10 protein-coding genes and 1 pseudogene are annotated in these 16071 nt (G+C 55.2%); 5 read left to right on the top strand and 6 right to left on the bottom strand.

Annotation, left to right across the window (positions count from 1 at the left end; genetic code table 11):
• Window positions 1-10: 10 nt before the first annotated feature.
• Window positions 11-3967, bottom strand: a complete 3957-nt coding sequence (locus HUO14_RS08740) for a PAS domain S-box protein (protein WP_343046074.1) — start codon at window positions 3965-3967, stop codon at window positions 11-13.
• A gap of 512 nt (window positions 3968-4479) precedes the next feature.
• Between HUO14_RS08740 and HUO14_RS08745 the strand changes: the two genes are divergently transcribed.
• The 3 genes from HUO14_RS08745 to HUO14_RS08755 are packed head-to-tail and all read left to right on the top strand — an operon-like array spanning window position 4480 to window position 8814.
• On the top strand, window positions 4480-5217 hold the full coding sequence (locus HUO14_RS08745; protein ID WP_176279453.1) for an ABC transporter ATP-binding protein: 738 nt from the start codon (window positions 4480-4482) through the stop codon (window positions 5215-5217).
• The gene (locus HUO14_RS08750) at window positions 5211-7595 is read left to right on the top strand and encodes an ABC transporter permease (protein WP_176279454.1); all 2385 of its coding nucleotides are present in this window, start codon (window positions 5211-5213) and stop codon (window positions 7593-7595) included. Before HUO14_RS08745 ends, HUO14_RS08750 begins: the two co-directional genes overlap by 7 nt.
• A gap of 4 nt (window positions 7596-7599) precedes the next feature.
• A complete protein-coding gene (locus HUO14_RS08755) occupies window positions 7600-8814 on the top strand; it encodes an efflux RND transporter periplasmic adaptor subunit (protein ID WP_176279455.1) in 1215 nt (404 codons plus the stop codon).
• Between the two features lie 508 nt (window positions 8815-9322).
• Here HUO14_RS08755 and HUO14_RS08760 read toward each other — a convergent pair.
• From HUO14_RS08760 to HUO14_RS08765, 3 genes and pseudogenes are all read right to left on the bottom strand, one after another.
• Window positions 9323-11086, bottom strand: a complete 1764-nt coding sequence (locus HUO14_RS08760) for a putative bifunctional diguanylate cyclase/phosphodiesterase (RefSeq protein ID WP_425500483.1) — start codon at window positions 11084-11086, stop codon at window positions 9323-9325.
• 27 nt (window positions 11087-11113) lie between these two features.
• Window positions 11114-11521 (bottom strand): annotated as a pseudogene (locus HUO14_RS16535) (GGDEF domain-containing protein); the annotation flags it as partial.
• A 112-nt stretch (window positions 11522-11633) separates the two neighbouring features.
• The gene (locus tag HUO14_RS08765; RefSeq protein ID WP_246255367.1) at window positions 11634-12275 is read right to left on the bottom strand and encodes a cupredoxin domain-containing protein; all 642 of its coding nucleotides are present in this window, start codon (window positions 12273-12275) and stop codon (window positions 11634-11636) included.
• A 146-nt stretch (window positions 12276-12421) separates the two neighbouring features.
• Here HUO14_RS08765 and HUO14_RS08770 point away from each other — a divergent pair, with 146 nt between their 5' ends.
• Both HUO14_RS08770 and HUO14_RS08775 read left to right on the top strand, forming a co-directional pair.
• On the top strand, window positions 12422-13303 hold the full coding sequence (locus HUO14_RS08770; RefSeq protein WP_246255369.1) for a DUF3034 family protein: 882 nt from the start codon (window positions 12422-12424) through the stop codon (window positions 13301-13303).
• Window positions 13230-13814, top strand: a complete 585-nt coding sequence (locus tag HUO14_RS08775; RefSeq protein ID WP_335646193.1) for a group I truncated hemoglobin — start codon at window positions 13230-13232, stop codon at window positions 13812-13814. Before HUO14_RS08770 ends, HUO14_RS08775 begins: the two co-directional genes overlap by 74 nt.
• 843 nt (window positions 13815-14657) lie before the next feature.
• Here the strand turns inward: HUO14_RS08775 and HUO14_RS08780 are convergent.
• Both HUO14_RS08780 and HUO14_RS08785 read right to left on the bottom strand, forming a co-directional pair.
• Window positions 14658-15071 (bottom strand): hypothetical protein, encoded by a 414-nt coding sequence (locus HUO14_RS08780; protein ID WP_176279457.1) that lies wholly within the window; start codon window positions 15069-15071, stop codon window positions 14658-14660.
• A 10-nt stretch (window positions 15072-15081) separates the two neighbouring features.
• Window positions 15082-15942, bottom strand: a complete 861-nt coding sequence (locus tag HUO14_RS08785) for an alpha/beta fold hydrolase (protein WP_176279458.1) — start codon at window positions 15940-15942, stop codon at window positions 15082-15084.
• Between the last annotated feature and the right edge of the window lie 129 nt (window positions 15943-16071).

Here is a 16071-nt window from a genome sequence, read left to right on the forward strand (position 1 = left end):
AGACTTCGTTTCATCCTGAGAGGCTGTCCAGCGCGTCGGCAAGCAGGCTTCTGGCGTTCGGGCAGTCTTCCTGTCTCAGGTCCAATTCGATATTTGCGCATTTGTCGCCCAGTTCTGCTTCACCGAAATAGCCCGCCGTTCCGGCAATTTTGTGAAGCATATCAGCAATACCCGTCACCGCCTCGTTGTCCAATTGCCCCTCACGCAGCACGAGGGTGATCGCGTCGACAGCGTCGACCTTTCTGGCTTCAAATCTATTGGCCAGATCGGCATCGATCATATCCTCTTTGGTTTCTACCAAAGCTGAGCGATCATGCTGCGCTGCTGCAATCGCTGCAACATTGCCCCATTTTGCAATCGCATCCGCCAGTTCGCGCCGTCGTACAGGTTTTGCGAGATGCTGCTGCATCCCGGCCGAAAGAGCCGAGTCGATGTCTTCCTGATAGGCATTGGCGGTCAGGGATATGATCGGAAGCGTTGCTTCGTCGAAGCCTTTCGATCTGAGTTGCCGGGCTGCTTCGATTCCGTCCATTCCCGGCATCTGCATATCCATCAGCACGAGACTATAAGGGTTGCCTGAGAGAGCCGCGGCCTGAACCATCGCCACTGCCGCGATACCATCGGGAGCGATGTCAATCCTGTGCCCCAGCTGTTCACCCATCTTTCGGATCAGGGCTTGATTGATGTCATTATCCTCGGCCGCAAGAATTCGGTGTGTTATCGACGACGCCTCACCAGCCTCAAGCGCAATCTGCTGAACGGGGGATGTCGGAGCCTTGCCTGTCACCAAAGGCAATTCGAAGGTGAAGGTTGAACCTTTGCCCTCGGTACTGGATGCGAAAAGTCGACCGCCCATCATCTCCGCCAGTTGTGAGCTGATAGCAAGACCGAGGCCGGTTCCGCCATAGCGACGAGCCGTGCTGCTGTCCGCTTGCGTGAACTGTTCGAAAATATAATCCAGCCGGTCTGCCGGAATTCCTATTCCGCTATCGCTGACACTTAATCGCACTTGTGGATGATCGGCATCATCCAGCGCTACCCTTACTTCCACGCTGCCCCGGTCAGTGAATTTCAGGGCGTTGCCAATGAGGTTCAAGATAATCTGGCGGATCCGCATCGCGTCGCTTTCGATCAATGCGGGCAGCGACGGATCAATATAAAGGGTCAACTCGATATTCTTGGCACGGGCGACGGGGTCCATCAGCCGGATGCAGTTGGTAAGCGTATGGCGCAAATCCAGAGCTTCGTTCGCAATGGTCATTTGGCCTGCTTCGATTTTGGCCATGTCGAGAATATCGTTCAGCAATCGCATCATCGCCCGGCCGGACTCGGCTATCATTTCGATATTCTGCCGCTGTTGATCATCCAGATCGCCCGCCAGAGCAATTTCGGTAAAGCCGATTACGCCATTCATCGGTGTACGAATTTCATGGCTCATATTTGCGAGGAAAGCGGATTTTGCCGCAGCGGCTTTCTCTGCCTCGTTTTTGGCCTGCCGCAACTCCTCTTCCAGATTCTTCGTCGCATTGACATCGCGCAATGCGGCGATGATTTCTTTCGGCTTGCCGGTTGCCGGATCCCGTAACAGGCCGCAGTTCGCCTCCATCCAGATATATTTTCCCGGTTCCAGAACAGCTTCTGTGCGATAGGACAGGACCGCGTTGTCCTGTTCGCCCGAGGCTAGCGCCTTAAACGCGGCCAAGACCGATTCTTCGTCATCGGGATGAAACCGCTCGAGCATGGACAAGCCTTCCATGCCGCTTGGTGGAATTTCGAACATATGTTCTGCCGATGGCGACGCATAAGTGCAGATGCCCTCGAGCGTCAATTTCAGCACTGGATCGGTGGCATTTTCGGCAAGAATAGAGAGCTGTTCTTCGCGCTGGGCCAGGGCCGTCAGAACATTCTTGCGCTCGGAAATGTCCATGATCACGCCAATGAAGCCGTTCACGCGGCCGGCCTCGTCCCTTTCCGGAGCAGAAAATAGTTCGGTCCAGACGACCGTGCCGTCCTCGCGCAACCAGCGGAACTCGAAATTTAAATTGGCTTCTTTTTCTACACCATTATTCCACAAGTCCCGGACACGTTCGAGATCGTCCGGATGGATGGCGGCAGACCATCCAAATCCTTCCCAAGCACCATCGTCCAGCCCTGTAATCTGCTTCCAGGCGGTGTTTACATAGGTACACATCCCACTGACACTCGTTCGGAAAATTCCCGCCGGAGCCAGATCCGTGAGAGATTGAAAACGGCGCTCGCTTTCCTGCAATCTTAACAGGCTCTCCCGTTGTTCCGTCACATCATTGAAGACCCCGACGAACCCGCTGATTTTGCCGTCGCGATCAAACTCTGCCGCGTTGACGGTCTCGCCCCACAGATCATTCCCGTCAGCGTCGACGAACAAAGCGACCCTGCGCCTGACGTCGCCCGGCTTGTTGAAACCTGTAAATGCAGGATCTTCCTCATATTCCTGCCCGGTTCTGAGAACAGATTTCCAGCCGTCACCCAACAGCTCTTCCGGTTCGACACCGAATCGGCTTGCCCATGCCGCGTTTACATAGGTGAGACGCCCTTCACTATCCGCTTGGAATATCCCGACCGGTGCGGCTTCAGCCAAAGTTCGGAATCTGGCTTCGCTCTTTGCCAGTGCGTGTTTGCTCGCCAGCTCGTCGGTGATGTCCCGCAGGTTGCCGACCGTGCCAGCGAATTTTCCGTCTTTGTCGATTAATCTCTGGACCAAAACGGCAATATCGCGAAAACTACCGTCCGCACGGATGAACCGCTGTTGCAGTTTCAGCTCCTCAACTTCGCCAGTCACGATTTTCGGATAGGATTCGGTTGCATCGCGAATATCATCCGGGTGGAGCAATCGTGTAGAACGCCAACCGAGGCTTTCTTCCACGGAATAGCCGGTCAAATCCAGCCAAGACGAATTCAGAAAGACCCACCTGCCCTCTGCGTCGGTTTTGAAGATCACCTCGCCGACACCGTCCAGAATGGATGACATGAAGTCCCTGTTCTCGTACAATTCACTCCGTACTGCCGACCTGTTCGCCAGCACCGCTGCGACTGGCAGACCGACAGCGAAGCACGCCCCCAGGAATAATTGCAGTGTAAACGCCTGCTCATGCAAATTCCCCTCGACCAAGGCAATTGGCCCGGTACCATAATGCGTCGCAAGCACAGCAAAGATGGCAAAAACCGTCACAGAAATTGCTGTTCCCAGCAAGCCGGTGCGGAACGCTGCGAAGACGACGACGGGGCAAGCGAGAAATAACAACGGAAATTTCGGCTGGGTAAACACCAGCGCTGCAACAAACATCGTTGCAGTCCCCATTATCGCCCAATCAATCACTCTGCGCGCCTCTGCTGTTTTGCCGTTGCCTATATTGGTCAGCGCGATCGAGACAGCGGAGGCAAAAATCGGAATTGGCAATGCGTGGGCGGACATCCACTTTATCCAGTTGGTGGTCGCCAGCGCCTGATCCGACCCGCTGATTGCCAGCGCCGCTACTATCCCGGCAATCATCGGAGCCATGAGTCCCGAAACCACCAGGATCGCTATATGTCCCAGGTCCCCCATATTCGGCCGTGGGCCGCAAAAGTGATACATGGACCATAAGACCAAGAGGATTTCGGCGAGATTGGCTGACGCCAGAACGATCGCCAAGCCCGGAGCATCTCCAACCGCAAGATTCGCGACCACATTCGCCAACCCGCTTGCCGCCACGAAAATCGCGCATTCTTTCCAGCTTTTCTGAATCAGAAACCCGATCAGCAAAGCATTGGCGATCCAGAAGGCCGCAATCCGGCCGGATTCAACCGTTATCATCACGCTTGCCCACGCAACCACCCCGTAGACAAGAGCGATTAAGACAGGCAATGTGATTGCCTGAAATCCAACGATCGGGCTCCGGGACTGAGCTGTAATTGGCAAGTTTTCTTTCCTCCAAATGGATTGAATCACGTCACCATATCCGGTGAATTTCAGGTTCTGTATTCAGCGCGATATCGCCTCAAGAATGCTGACGTCGTTTTTAGCCGAAAATGGGTAAATTTTCTTGCGTCTTTATTTGAGTTGGCCGGGCAGAACCGCAGACCATGGCAAAAAATAGCGTTCGGACCACATAATGTCCGGAAGACATCAACATCTCAGGGGCTGAAAGTATAGCCGAATTATCTACATTCGCACAATTGTCCGTTCGCTGCTTTTCGCCAGCAGCAGAACCTCGCTCATTTTCCTCCTCTCAGCGCGCAATCGGCGCTGGCAGCTGCCAAGGAGCGGCCACTCGTGGAGTATATTCGGAAATGGCTGGCTCGAGAACGAGCACAGATATTTCCGTAACAATACCTATCGCGACCATTCCGGCATCCGCCTAGTTTGAACCGATCTGGCAGGGTCGATCGCATGCCCTGTTGTTCGAACGGGAAGGACAAAGTCGTGCCAGTGACAAACATGTCATCAATACGCCGAGATTGATGGCGGAACCGGAAACCTCATTCTCCGGGCAGGAAGATAGCCTTTATTCCATTCGCGGCCTGACCAAGGTTTATGGAGAGGGGCCAACCGCGGTCCATGCTCTGCGCGGGATTGATCTCGATTTGCCCCGATCCTCGATGGTGGTGTTGCTCGGCGCCAGCGGTTCCGGAAAATCGACCTTCCTCAACATCGTCGGTGGTCTGGATGACGCCACAGATGGTCAGGTATTTTTCGAAGGCCGGGAGCTGACCGCTCTGGGTCCGTCCGAACTGACCGAATATCGCCGCAACTCGGTGAGCTTTGTGTTCCAATTCTATAATCTCGTCGCATCGCTTACCGCGCGCGAGAATGTCGCGCTGATCACCGAGATAGCGGACGACCCCATGACACCCGAAGAAGCGCTGGCGCTGGTCGGACTGGAAAAACGGCTTGATCATTTTCCCTCGCAGCTGTCGGGCGGTGAACAGCAGCGGGTAGCGATCGCCCGAGCCGTTGCCAAACGCCCCAAGGTCATGTTCTGCGATGAACCCACGGGCGCGCTGGATAGCCAGACTGGCGTTATCGTGCTCGACGCCCTCGACCAGATCAATCGCGAGCTGGGCACAACAACCCTTCTGATCACCCATAATGTCGTGATTGCGGAAATGGCAGATCGCCTGCTGCGTTTTGCCGACGGCGCGCTGGTCGAAGACCGCAACAACCCTCAACGCATCGCGCCGTCGGAACTGAAATGGTGAGCCTGCCCGCCTGGCTGGGTGCGTTGGATCGCAAATTATTGCGAGATATCTGGCGATTGCGGTCGCAGGCCTTTGCCATTGCCCTCGTGATCGCGGCGGGCATCGGCATGGTGGTCATGTCATTCGGAATGATACGTTCGCTGGAAGCGACGCGCGATGCCTATTATGACCGCTACCGGTTCGCCGACATTTTTGCTTCCGCAAAGCGGTTTCCCGAACGCCAGATCGACGAAATCCGCTCGATCAATGGCGTGAGCATCGTCGAGGGCCGGATAACGTCGGGGGCGACGCTGGATATCCCCGGCATATCCGAACCGATCACGACACGCATTCATACGCTGCCGCCAGGCGGTATGCCGCGCGTCAATGCACTGGTGTTGCGCAGCGGCAGAATGCCCGACCCGAACCAGCCGACCGAAGTGCTGGCGAGCGAGAAATTTGCCGATGCGGCGCGCATTGGCCTCGGCGACAGGATCGAGGCGCTGCTTTACGGCAAGAAACAGAATTTGCGGGTGGTCGGAACGGTGCTCTCGCCTGAATATATCTACGCGATCGGGCCGGGACAGATATTTCCGGACAATCGCCGCTTTGGCGTTTTGTGGATGGGCGAGAAACATCTCGCGGCCGCGCTCAATTCCACCAATGCCTTTAACGAAGCGCTGATCCGGCTTGAACGCGGCGCCAACGGGCAAGATGTAATCGACCGGATCGACACGATGCTGGAACGATATGGCGGGCGTGGCGCCACGCTCCGCAGTGACCAGATTTCAGACCGTTTCCTGGAGAATGAACTGGCGCAGCTGAGCAGCATGACGGCAATTCTGCCACCGATATTCCTCGGCGTGGCGGCCTTCCTGATCAACATGGTGCTGTCGCGGCTGGTTGAATCGGAGCGCGAGATTATCGGGCTGCTCAACGCCTTTGGCTATCGCAATAGAACGATCATGGCCCATTATGCAAAACTGGCCGTGATACTATCGCTGCCCGGACTGATCATGGGGATGATGCTCGGCAACTGGATGGGCCGGGGGCTCGCTGGCATGTATCAGGAATTTTTCGTGTTTCCGTTCCTGACCTATCGCGCCGGTTTCGATATTTTCCTTATTTCCTGTCTGGTTGCCATGGCCGTCGTCTTGTTGGGGGCGGCGCAAACGGTTCGGAAAATTGGCAAGCTGACCGCTGCCGAGGCCATGCGCCCGCCGGTGCCGCCCAACTATTCCGGCGGATTTGCCAAGCTGATCGGTAAAATCAGAAAACTGGACGAGCCGACCAGGATTATCTTGCGCGGTCTGGTGCGGCGTCCGCTCCGGTCCATGCTGGGGTCTTTCGGTGTCGCGGCGGCGCTGGGTCTCTATGTGACATCGGCCGGATCGATGGACAATGTCGGGCTGATGACCGACCTGTTGTTCAACCAGGCCGATCGCGCCGACGTCAATGTGACCTTTGCCGAACCGCGCGACGAAAGAGTGTTACGCGAACTGGAGCGGCTGCCCGGCGTCATGCGCGTCGAGCCGGTGCGCTATGTTGGCGCCACGCTAAGTGCAGGCCATCTGTCGAGAACCGAAAGCCTGACCGGGATGAAGCCCGATGGTGATCTCAACCGGCTGGTTGATATAGACGGCGGGCTCACCCAGCCGCCGCCGCGCGGATTGGTGATCTCCAGCATATTGTCAAAGCAGCTGGACGTTAGACCCGGTGACGAAATCAATGTCGAGATAACCGATGGCCGCCGGCCGCAGCTGACGATGCCGGTTGCGGGCATATTGAAAAGCCCGGTCGGCAATCCGGCCTATGTCGATTTTGAACGGCTCGGCCCGATCATGCGCGAAGCGCCGCTGTCATCCGGTGCCTATCTCAGCGTTGACCCGGACAAGGCGGACGCGCTTTACCGGCGGCTCAAGGACATGCCGATCATTGCCGGATTTTCCCAGCGGGCGGCGGCGCTTAATGGCATAGAGGAAACCGTGGGTGAAACCATGGGGATCGTGACTTTGTTCAATACCGGCTTTGCCGCTCTGATCGTGTTTGGCGTGGTCTATAACAATGCGCGGATCAGTCTGGCCGAGCGCGCACGCGATCTGGTTTCATTGCGGGTGCTCGGCTACCGGCGACCGGAAGTTTCCTATATTCTGCTGGGCGAACTTGCCCTGATTGTCATCACCGGCCTGCCGCTGGGCGCGATCTTTGGCTATTATCTGTCCAAATATCTGACGGCGTCGATGAGCGGGGATCTTTTCATCCTGCCTTTTGCCCTGACCGCGGAAACGGTAGCAATGGCGATATTGGTGGTGCTGTTGACAGCAGCGGTATCGGCCCTGTTTGTCCGCAGCCGGCTCGACCGGCTCGACCTCGTCAGCGTATTGAAAACAAGGGAGTGATTTGATGGCCAAGAAACATCTGTCCCGGCCCGGCCCCAGAGTCCTGATCGGCCTGATTGCAGCGGTGATCATCATTGCTGTCTTTTTTGCGCTGCGCACGCCGCCACTGGATGTCGATGTCGCAGAGGCTGTCGAAGCCCCGTTGCTTGTTACCATCGACGACGAGGGCGAAACCCGCGTCCGTGATATCTATGTCGTCGCCGCGCCGATTAGCGGGGAGTTGCAGCGGGTCGATCTGGAGGCCGGTGATCCGGTGGTTGCCGGACAGACCGTTGTAGCCCGGATCATGCCGGCCCAGCCCGATTTCCTGAACAGCCGCAATGAGGCCGAAGTGCGCGCGCAGATCAAGGCGCTGGAGGCCAGTGTGCAGTCCTCGGCGGCAAGAATCGGTCAGGCCGAAGCCGACCGCAAGCTCGCAGAAGCCAATTTCAGCAGGGTCGATGCCCTTTACGAGCGCGGTTTTGCGACCCGCACCGCGCATGATGCGGCCCGTGCTGCGCGCGACAGCAGTGCTGCGCGACTAACAGAAGCCCGAGGTGCAATGAATGCCGCCCGGTTTGAATTGCGCGCAGCGAGAGCGCGACTGATTGCGCCTTCCTCCTCCAAAACAAGCGGCAGCGCCCTGGCCGTCCGCTCTCCGGAAAGCGGTTCGGTGCTGCGGGTGGTTCAGGAAAGCCAGGCAACGGTCGCTGTTGGCACTCCGATCATGGAGCTTGGCGATCCTTCCGACATCGAGATTGTGAGCGACCTGCTTTCCAGCGATGCGGTAAAAATCAAACCGGGTAGCGCGGTGCTGATCGACAATTGGGGCGGTGACAAACCGCTGAAAGGCAAAGTCAAACTGATCGAGCCTTTCGGCTTCACCAAAATCTCGGCGCTGGGTGTCGAGGAGCAAAGGGTGAATGTGATCATCGACTTTGTCGATCGACGGATTGCCCGCGAACGGCTGGGCCACGGCTATCGCGTGATTGTACGGGTTGTGGAATGGTCGGGCGATAAAGTGCTGCAAGTACCGATCAGCGGGCTTTTTCGAGACAAGGGCCAATGGTCGGTCTTTGTCATGCGCGGCGGTGAAGCGCATCTGGTTCCGGTTGCGGTCGGGCGGATGAACGATGAGCGTGCGCAAATAACGAAAGGCCTTGAGGCCGGGGATGAAGTCATTCTGCATCCCAGCGAGAAGATCGAGGACGGACGCTCGGTCAGGCTGCGGGATGATTAGCATTTCCGGCTGACACGCTCTGCATGGTCTGGCAATTCCAGCACGATAGCACAGCGATGGCGCTGGTTTGACAGCAGCTGTCAGTATGGATTCTGAACTTACGCCTGAACCGGCGCGTCCAGTTCAAAACGTAGCGTTGATTTAGCGAATATCTTTTCGCTTAATATTACAATAACTTATGTAATGGTGCCCCATAGACTTCAAAGATGGGCACTCGAATCATTGGAGAATTTCAGTCAATTTCCCTTAGAACGACAGCGTTGCTTCCAGAGGTCAGCGTTCTGAAGGCCTGCGCTCGTTCCTGAAAGCCGCAATTCAGCGCAATCAATTTACCCGGACCCGTATGGCAACAACTGGGTGGTTTGCAGACTGTCTGCTTTTAAATGACTTAAGCCAACAGTCGCCATCTAGTTCCATTCGCGCCAGCTACCCGGATCGATAGAGATATGATCAAGCCGGACAGATACCGATTTTCATTTCACTCGGACGAAATGATGCATAGCAGCGGTTATGCAACCTTGCGGTTGCGGCACTTTCCCGACAGGGCCGTGATCAACGCGTCGACTTCAGCCATTGGCACCGGACGACTCAACAAGAAGCCCTGGATGTTGTTGCAGCCGTTTTTAAGAAGCATCTCGACTTGCTCTTCCAGTTCCACGCCTTCCGCTATGGTTTCCATCCCCAAAGCAGCGGCAAGGCCGGTAATTGCCTGAATGATAGCCGCACTGCCTTTATCAGACATGATATCGTCCACGAAACTGCGGTCGATTTTGATCTTGTCGAACGGAAAGCTGCGCAAATAACTGAGGGACGAATAGCCGGTGCCGAAATCGTCGAGAGCAACTCGGACCCCCATTTCCCGCAAGCTGTGTAACGCCTGCAGGGTTTCCGCGACATTATCAATCAACAGCGATTCGGTAATCTCGAGCTCAAGCCGCTGTGGTGACAACCCAGACTGGGTCAGCGCCTGTATTAGAACCGATTGGAGGCCTTTCGTCCGAAACTGGACTGGTGATATATTTATCGCCACCCGGATTTGTTCGGGCCAAGTTGCTGCCTGATGGCAGGCTTCTTTAATCACCCACTCGCCAATCTGGACGATCAGGCCGGTTTCTTCGGCAAGCGGGATGAAGTCGAGCGGAGACACAAGGCCGCGGGTGGGATGATTCCAACGGATCAACGCCTCGAAGCCGTTTATTTTCTGTTCTTCGGTATTGAACAACGGCTGATAGTATAACTCGAACTGGCCGTGCTCGATCGCCAGCTTAAGATCGATTTCGGTTTCCCGGCGCTTCCGAGCAAGCTCATCCATTTGTTGTTCGAAATAGTGATATTGGCCTTTGCCTTCATGCTTTGCTCGATAAAGCGCGAGATCAGCGTTTTTCATCAAAATGTCAGATTCAGTGCCATCATGAGGTGCAACGGCTATCCCGATGCTTGTCGTTGTCGGCATGATATGCCCATCAAACTCGAATCTGTCGGCAAAGGATTTTTCGAGACTTTCGGCGATTTTCGTAATTGCATCCACACTGTCGACGCCATCGACCAGCACCGCGAACTCATCACCACCGAGGCGGGCAATAAGATGGCCATCCAGCAGACCTTCCATGCGCGAAGAGACTTGCTTCAACAAACCGTCGCCAACCGGGTGACCAAGCGTATCGTTGACCGATTTGAAATTATCAAGATCAAGATAGAAAACCGCAACCAGCTCGTCTTCCCCAGCCCGCTTGAGCGCGATATCCAGCTGATCCCGATAATATTTGCGATTTGGGAGGCCGGTTAAAGCGTCGTGAAGGGCGATATGGGAAATCTCGCCCTCACGCTCGACAATAGCGTCGACCATATCGTTGAAACTCTCTGCCAACCGACCGATTTCGTCTTTGGAATTGACGCGGACTTTAGTTCTTTCGCCAGCGCTAATCTGGCGAGCAGCCTGTTCCAGTCGAGCTATAGGACGGGTAATTCCTTTGGCCAGAGCCCAGCCCGCAGATATGATGATTCCGAGTCCAACCAGCGCCAGTATACTAAGTATCCAGCTAATAGGACGATAGGCAAGCAACGCCTCGCTCAGCGAGTGCCGCAGAAGGAGAGTGGGCTTTTGGTTGGTGCCCAGTGAAGGCAAGGTAGAAACGCGATATAATATCCGTTCGCCGTTTTCGAGCAGCTCTATCTGCTCTCCGGTCTTGGCAACTAACGGGCTTGGTAGAATAGGTTCATCGATGACTTTTGCAGTCAGGCTGATCGGTGCGAGTTCCGACAATCCCTGCATTTCCGCCTTGTTGAGCGGCTTGCCGACGACAAGCCAGCCAAACAAGTCCGGGGCTTCGATCGGGGCAGCAACGATCCCATGATATTCGCCGCCGATTTTTACCAATCCGTTTCGCGCGCCTTCGTCAAGAGCGTTCCAGATACTATCCGACTCTGCGTCCTGTATTTTTTGTTCTAGGCCGATGGTCCCGCCATCCAGCGTCATGATAAATGCATTGGGGACGTCCAGCCGATTGCGCAAGCTGACCAAGGCACTCGCCAATGTCGGTTCATCGCCCAACGCAACAGCCTCGCGGAAACCGAAATCGGCAGCCAGAATATCCGTCGCCGTCGCCATTCGCTTTGATTCCAGCTCCAGTATTTTCTTAAAAGCATTGGAATTAGCTGTCATCTCATCGGAAATCTGGCCCGAGGCATAGCGCTCTATCCCGCCCATAGCGACCGCCACAAGGGCGCCAAATGTTAGCGCAAAAAGCGCCGAATATAACGCAGCGATGCGGACCGATAGCGAGTCAAAACGCAAAAAACGGCGGATTTTCTGCACAGATCTATTTCCTCAGTTTCAGCGTCGCGGTTTTTTTGGTCAAACCACTGCCGCTGATGGGTAAGGAGAATTCTGTTTCTCCGCCGCGCACCCGGTTATTCGGATGCCAGACTTTCACCCGCGCGAAGCCGCCAGGCAGGCCGCCAATTTGCAGCAGGCCATTATGATTGGTCTTGGCAGCATAGGGCGTATCGACGACCTTGATATATCCCTTCATTTCGTCGTGTATATTGCATCCCAGCGCGACCGTGCCGACTATCGAGAATCTCTGCGAACGCGATTCGTCTTTGCCGTATAATTTCATTTCAAATTTGCCGGCCTCGGAAAAGCTATAGACATTATGGCGGACGCGATCACGGTTCGGGAAACTTACATTCGTGCCCTTGGCGACGATCAGCGTGCCAGGGTCAAACTGGATATTGCGCTGCTGCATCACTCCATTGCCGTCGAATTTGTAACTACCGCCTGCGATGCCGGTGGCCGGATAGACCATAACCACCGCATCCCGCACCGGCATCCCCTGATCATCCTTGATCGCGATCGCCAATGTGCCGCTGCTGGCCGCTTGACTGGAAACCGTCAGCCCGCCGGCGAGGACGGCAAAGGACATTGCGATGGCTAGAATCGGTGCACTGGCTATTTTCATTTTCGAACGCTTACCGGCGTCTTCTTACCAAATTTATAATATTCCTTAGGAATCGCTCGCAAAGGAAGATATTTTTCATCGTTTCATTATCCGCTCCGAACGAGCTTAACTCACTTTTAAACCTGTTTGATTAACGCGAGATCATAATGAAAAGAACATTTCACCTTCTGTCCGTCACAATGGCAGCCATGATCACCAGCATCGCCCCATCGGCTGCCGCAGAAGAATTGCGGCAAGGCGGCAAGCTTCTCCTAACCAACGGCATTGCATCGGTGGAAGGGTCGACCGGCGGCGGACTAGCAAGCTGGAGCCTGATTGCAGGCAATGAGACCCGCGACGGCATCGGCGGGTCGGTTCATGCAACGGTCGCCGAATTCAAGGATTACCGTCTGGACACCGAAGGGTTGGCAGTCGGGTTTTTTAATCGCGTTGAACTAAGCTATGCACGACAGGCGTTGAATACAAAGGCTATCGGGCAAGCACTGGGCCTCGGCTACGGTTATAAACTGAACCAGGATATTTATGGGGCAAAATTGCGCGTTGCCGGGGATGCTGTTTACGGCGACCCGCTGATGCCGCAAATCGCCGTGGGCATCCAGCATAAGCGCAATCTCGACAGCCAGGTAACCGACGCGGTCGGTGCGGCAGAATCCGAAGGCACGGATTTCTATGTGAGCGCCACGAAATTATTCCTGTCGCACAGCATTTTGATCGGCGCCACAGCCCGTTACACCAAGGCTAACCAAGGCGGGTTGCTCGGCTTTGGCGGAGACAAAAACAATGATTATGGTGTGCAGTTTGAGGGCAGCCTAGGCTATCAACTGTCCCGCAAATTGGTGATCGGTGGGGAGTATCGCACCAAACCGGACAATTTATCGATAGCGCGCGAAGATGATTGGTATGATTTTTTCGCGGCCTATGCGATCAATCGGAACCTGACCTTAGCAGCTGCCTATGTCGATCTCGGTTCGATCGCGACATCGGCAGAACAGCGCGGCGGGCTTATTTCACTGCGCGCTTCTTTTTAACGAAGGTCAAACTATGCTTCTATCGCTTGCCCTTGCTCTTTCCGTTCAAGATGTTCCCGCAAACGCGGGTCCTGTTGGCGATCCGGTCACGGGTGAATTGCCTGTTGATCCGTATCAACAGGACAATGCCAACGCTGGCGCAAGGCCATTCAAGGGCGACAAGATGGCAAAGGCTTTCGGCGGCAAAGACGGTATAAAGCGAATAACCGACAATCTGGTTGTCGGAATCACCAGTGATCCGCGAATCGAGGAAATATTCAAAGGTCAGGATATCGTGCGCCTTCGCCGGACTCTGTTCGAACAATTCTGTTACATTTTAAATGCAGGTTGCAACTACACCGGACGCGACATGCGCAGCGCCCACAAGAATCTCGGAACGCAAATGGCCGACCTCAATGCGCTGGTCGAAATTCTGCAGAACGTGATGGATCAGGAAAATATTGCCTTCACGCTGCAAAACCGCTTTCTAGCAAAGTTGGCTCCGATGAAAGACGATGTTGTTGATCGCTAATCGGTCCCTGAGCCTTTCATCGAATGGCAGCAATTAGTAATGTTTGATTGGCTGAGAAAGGTCTGGAACTGGGGCGTTAGCCGTCATCGCGATGTGCAACGGCTCAATGTCCGCTTGTCATCGATAATTGTCTTGGAGTAGACGGTCCGATAACAGCCAAGAAGTGAAAACAACACTCTGAGGTCAACTGATCCTAAATTGGTGCCCATCTTTGACCGCTGTGCCTCCACAAGAGTGGCGGTTTTCCGACAAATATCTGGAATGGTGCCCCTGGCCCGACTCGAACGGGCACTCCTTGCGGAACTGCATTTTGAGTGGGACGAGACAACCGTAACATTCTGATAACAAGATATATTTTTTCGGTCAAGCCAAATTTGTGTAAGGTTTTGTGTAAGTGTGTAAGACATGTGTAAGGGAATCCCACTAAAAGTGGGACGCGCCTGAGATGGACAGAGCGTCCTTTGCAGTCCCCTGTTCCACTATTTGAAAGAACGTTGATGTATCGCGATGACGGCGTTTGGGTTTGGCTGATCGTTGCGCCAAAAGCCGACTGACGGCTTTTAGACGATCTCTACCAATCAACCGTTGGCGAATGACCGAAACTGGGGTGGATAGTTGCCATAGCCTATCATTGGCGTCGCGGAGCTTTTGGCGCCGTCTGGAAGATCACAGAACAATGCTGGATGCTACCTCCACTTCGCTCATTCGTCACTGAGGCGAGAACTAGATTCTGCCTGAACTACAGCTACAAATTCGTGCCATTGGTGCTGACGTAGGGCAGGCGAAAACGCCGAACAGAATTTAGGCAAACGGAAGCCGGCCCTGAGCGCAATTCTTGACCGCTCAGCGAGCCTTTGCTGGTCCAGCAGATTTCGAACGTACCAAAACACCCAACCCGCCAATAATGGCGATCGGTACCCAAGCGTAAGGCGCTGGCGTGGTCCAGAGTGCTGGATCTCCGAACATGGCCAAGCCAATCCCGAGAACCGCAAAGGCTGCGCTCATAGCGGATGCGATTATCGCGTGCGCAACATGCTCGGGGCGGCGCGCGGCGAGGATGAACATGACCATCATAGCCAGGACAGCGACTGTCCCGACATGCCAGATGAAGTTGTGCATCCACACAACATTCGGGGGAAGGCCAGAGGTCTCAAGCGGTCCCAGCATCACAGGAGCCCCAAGCAATTCGTGTCCGACCGCGCCCAGCAGCGAAAGCGCGGCGGCGAGCAGGTAAAAAGTTCGCGACATCCTGGTCATTCTGTTTCCTTCAAGCCTGCTTTGCAGAATTAGCGGTTGCCTCAACCTCTTCGATAAAATTCAAGACCTTTTCGAGGTAATCCGACGGGTTGTCTTCCCACGCATAATGCGCTGCACCGGGGATGAGAGCAAACCGGCTGTTCGGCAGCAGATCGGCCAGCCGCTGCGAATTGGAGACGGACACAAACGTATCGAACTCACCATGGAGGACTTGTACCGGGGCCTCAATCGTGGCGACATCGCGCTCAAGCGCAGGCGTTTCCTGAGGGTAGCTGCCCAGAAACCCAACCTGCCCGCGCAATTTGGCAAAGCGTGTGGAACCCGCAAGATAGTCCGCTTTTGCCTCCCGCGACGGTTTGCTTAGACGATACCCGATGCTGTTTGCGGCGGCGCAATAGATGCGTCCGCCAATTGGGCCGCCGGCAGAGAGAGTCGCCCACTGCGCCAGGCGCGAATAGACTAACGTGCGAAACAAGAACGAACCCTCCACCTTGCCAACCACGCCAGCATCGCCCACCGTCGCAGACCTTATCCAGCCCGGGTTATCCGCCATAAACCGCATCAAGGTCGGCGTGCCCATATCGGGCGCAACCGCATGCGGGTGTGATAGCTCGAAATGATCGAGGATCTGGCCCAGAAACGCCGCTTGCTCGCTCACGGTCGTCACATGTCGCGCGGGGTCGGAGCCGCCATGGTTGGGCAGGTCCACCGCCACAACGTCAAAACTCTGCGTAAGCCGGTCCCACCAGTTGCGGTAGGTCAGAACGCTCATCGGTTGCGGCGAGGTCAGCAAAAGTTGCGGCTTACCTTCACTTCGGCTGGCCGCGTAGCGGATGGTAATGTCGCCAATCTTGGTTGTCGCAAATTTCATTAGTCCTGTTCCTGCATCGCTACGTTGAAATCAGACTACGCCTGGCCGGGTGCGCAATAAACATGCAGATGCGGTCAAACGCTTGCAGATTGCCTCAATCAACTTGTAGAACTTGCGCTCGTCATGTCT

The sequence above is a fragment of the Parasphingorhabdus flavimaris genome, assembly GCF_013371215.1.
Taxonomy (GTDB): Bacteria; Pseudomonadota; Alphaproteobacteria; order Sphingomonadales; family Sphingomonadaceae; genus Parasphingorhabdus; species Parasphingorhabdus flavimaris.

Bases quoted from the DNA above. Each gene is read 5' to 3' on its own strand.
- HUO14_RS08745 (WP_176279453.1), top strand. From the start codon at position 4,480: ATGGCGGAACCGGAAACCTCATTCTCCGGGCAGGAAGATAGCCTTTAT.
- HUO14_RS08750 (WP_176279454.1), top strand. From the start codon at position 5,211: ATGGTGAGCCTGCCCGCCTGGCTGGGTGCGTTGGATCGCAAATTATTG.
- HUO14_RS08755 (WP_176279455.1), top strand. From the start codon at position 7,600: ATGGCCAAGAAACATCTGTCCCGGCCCGGCCCCAGAGTCCTGATCGGC.
- HUO14_RS08760 (WP_425500483.1), bottom strand. From the start codon at position 11,086: ATGCAGGGATTGTCGGAACTCGCACCGATCAGCCTGACTGCAAAAGTC.
- HUO14_RS08765 (WP_246255367.1), bottom strand. From the start codon at position 12,275: ATGAAAATAGCCAGTGCACCGATTCTAGCCATCGCAATGTCCTTTGCC.
- HUO14_RS08770 (WP_246255369.1), top strand. From the start codon at position 12,422: ATGAAAAGAACATTTCACCTTCTGTCCGTCACAATGGCAGCCATGATC.
- HUO14_RS08775 (WP_335646193.1), top strand. From the start codon at position 13,230: ATGTCGATCTCGGTTCGATCGCGACATCGGCAGAACAGCGCGGCGGGC.
- HUO14_RS08780 (WP_176279457.1), bottom strand. From the start codon at position 15,071: ATGACCAGGATGTCGCGAACTTTTTACCTGCTCGCCGCCGCGCTTTCG.
- HUO14_RS08785 (WP_176279458.1), bottom strand. From the start codon at position 15,942: ATGAAATTTGCGACAACCAAGATTGGCGACATTACCATCCGCTACGCG.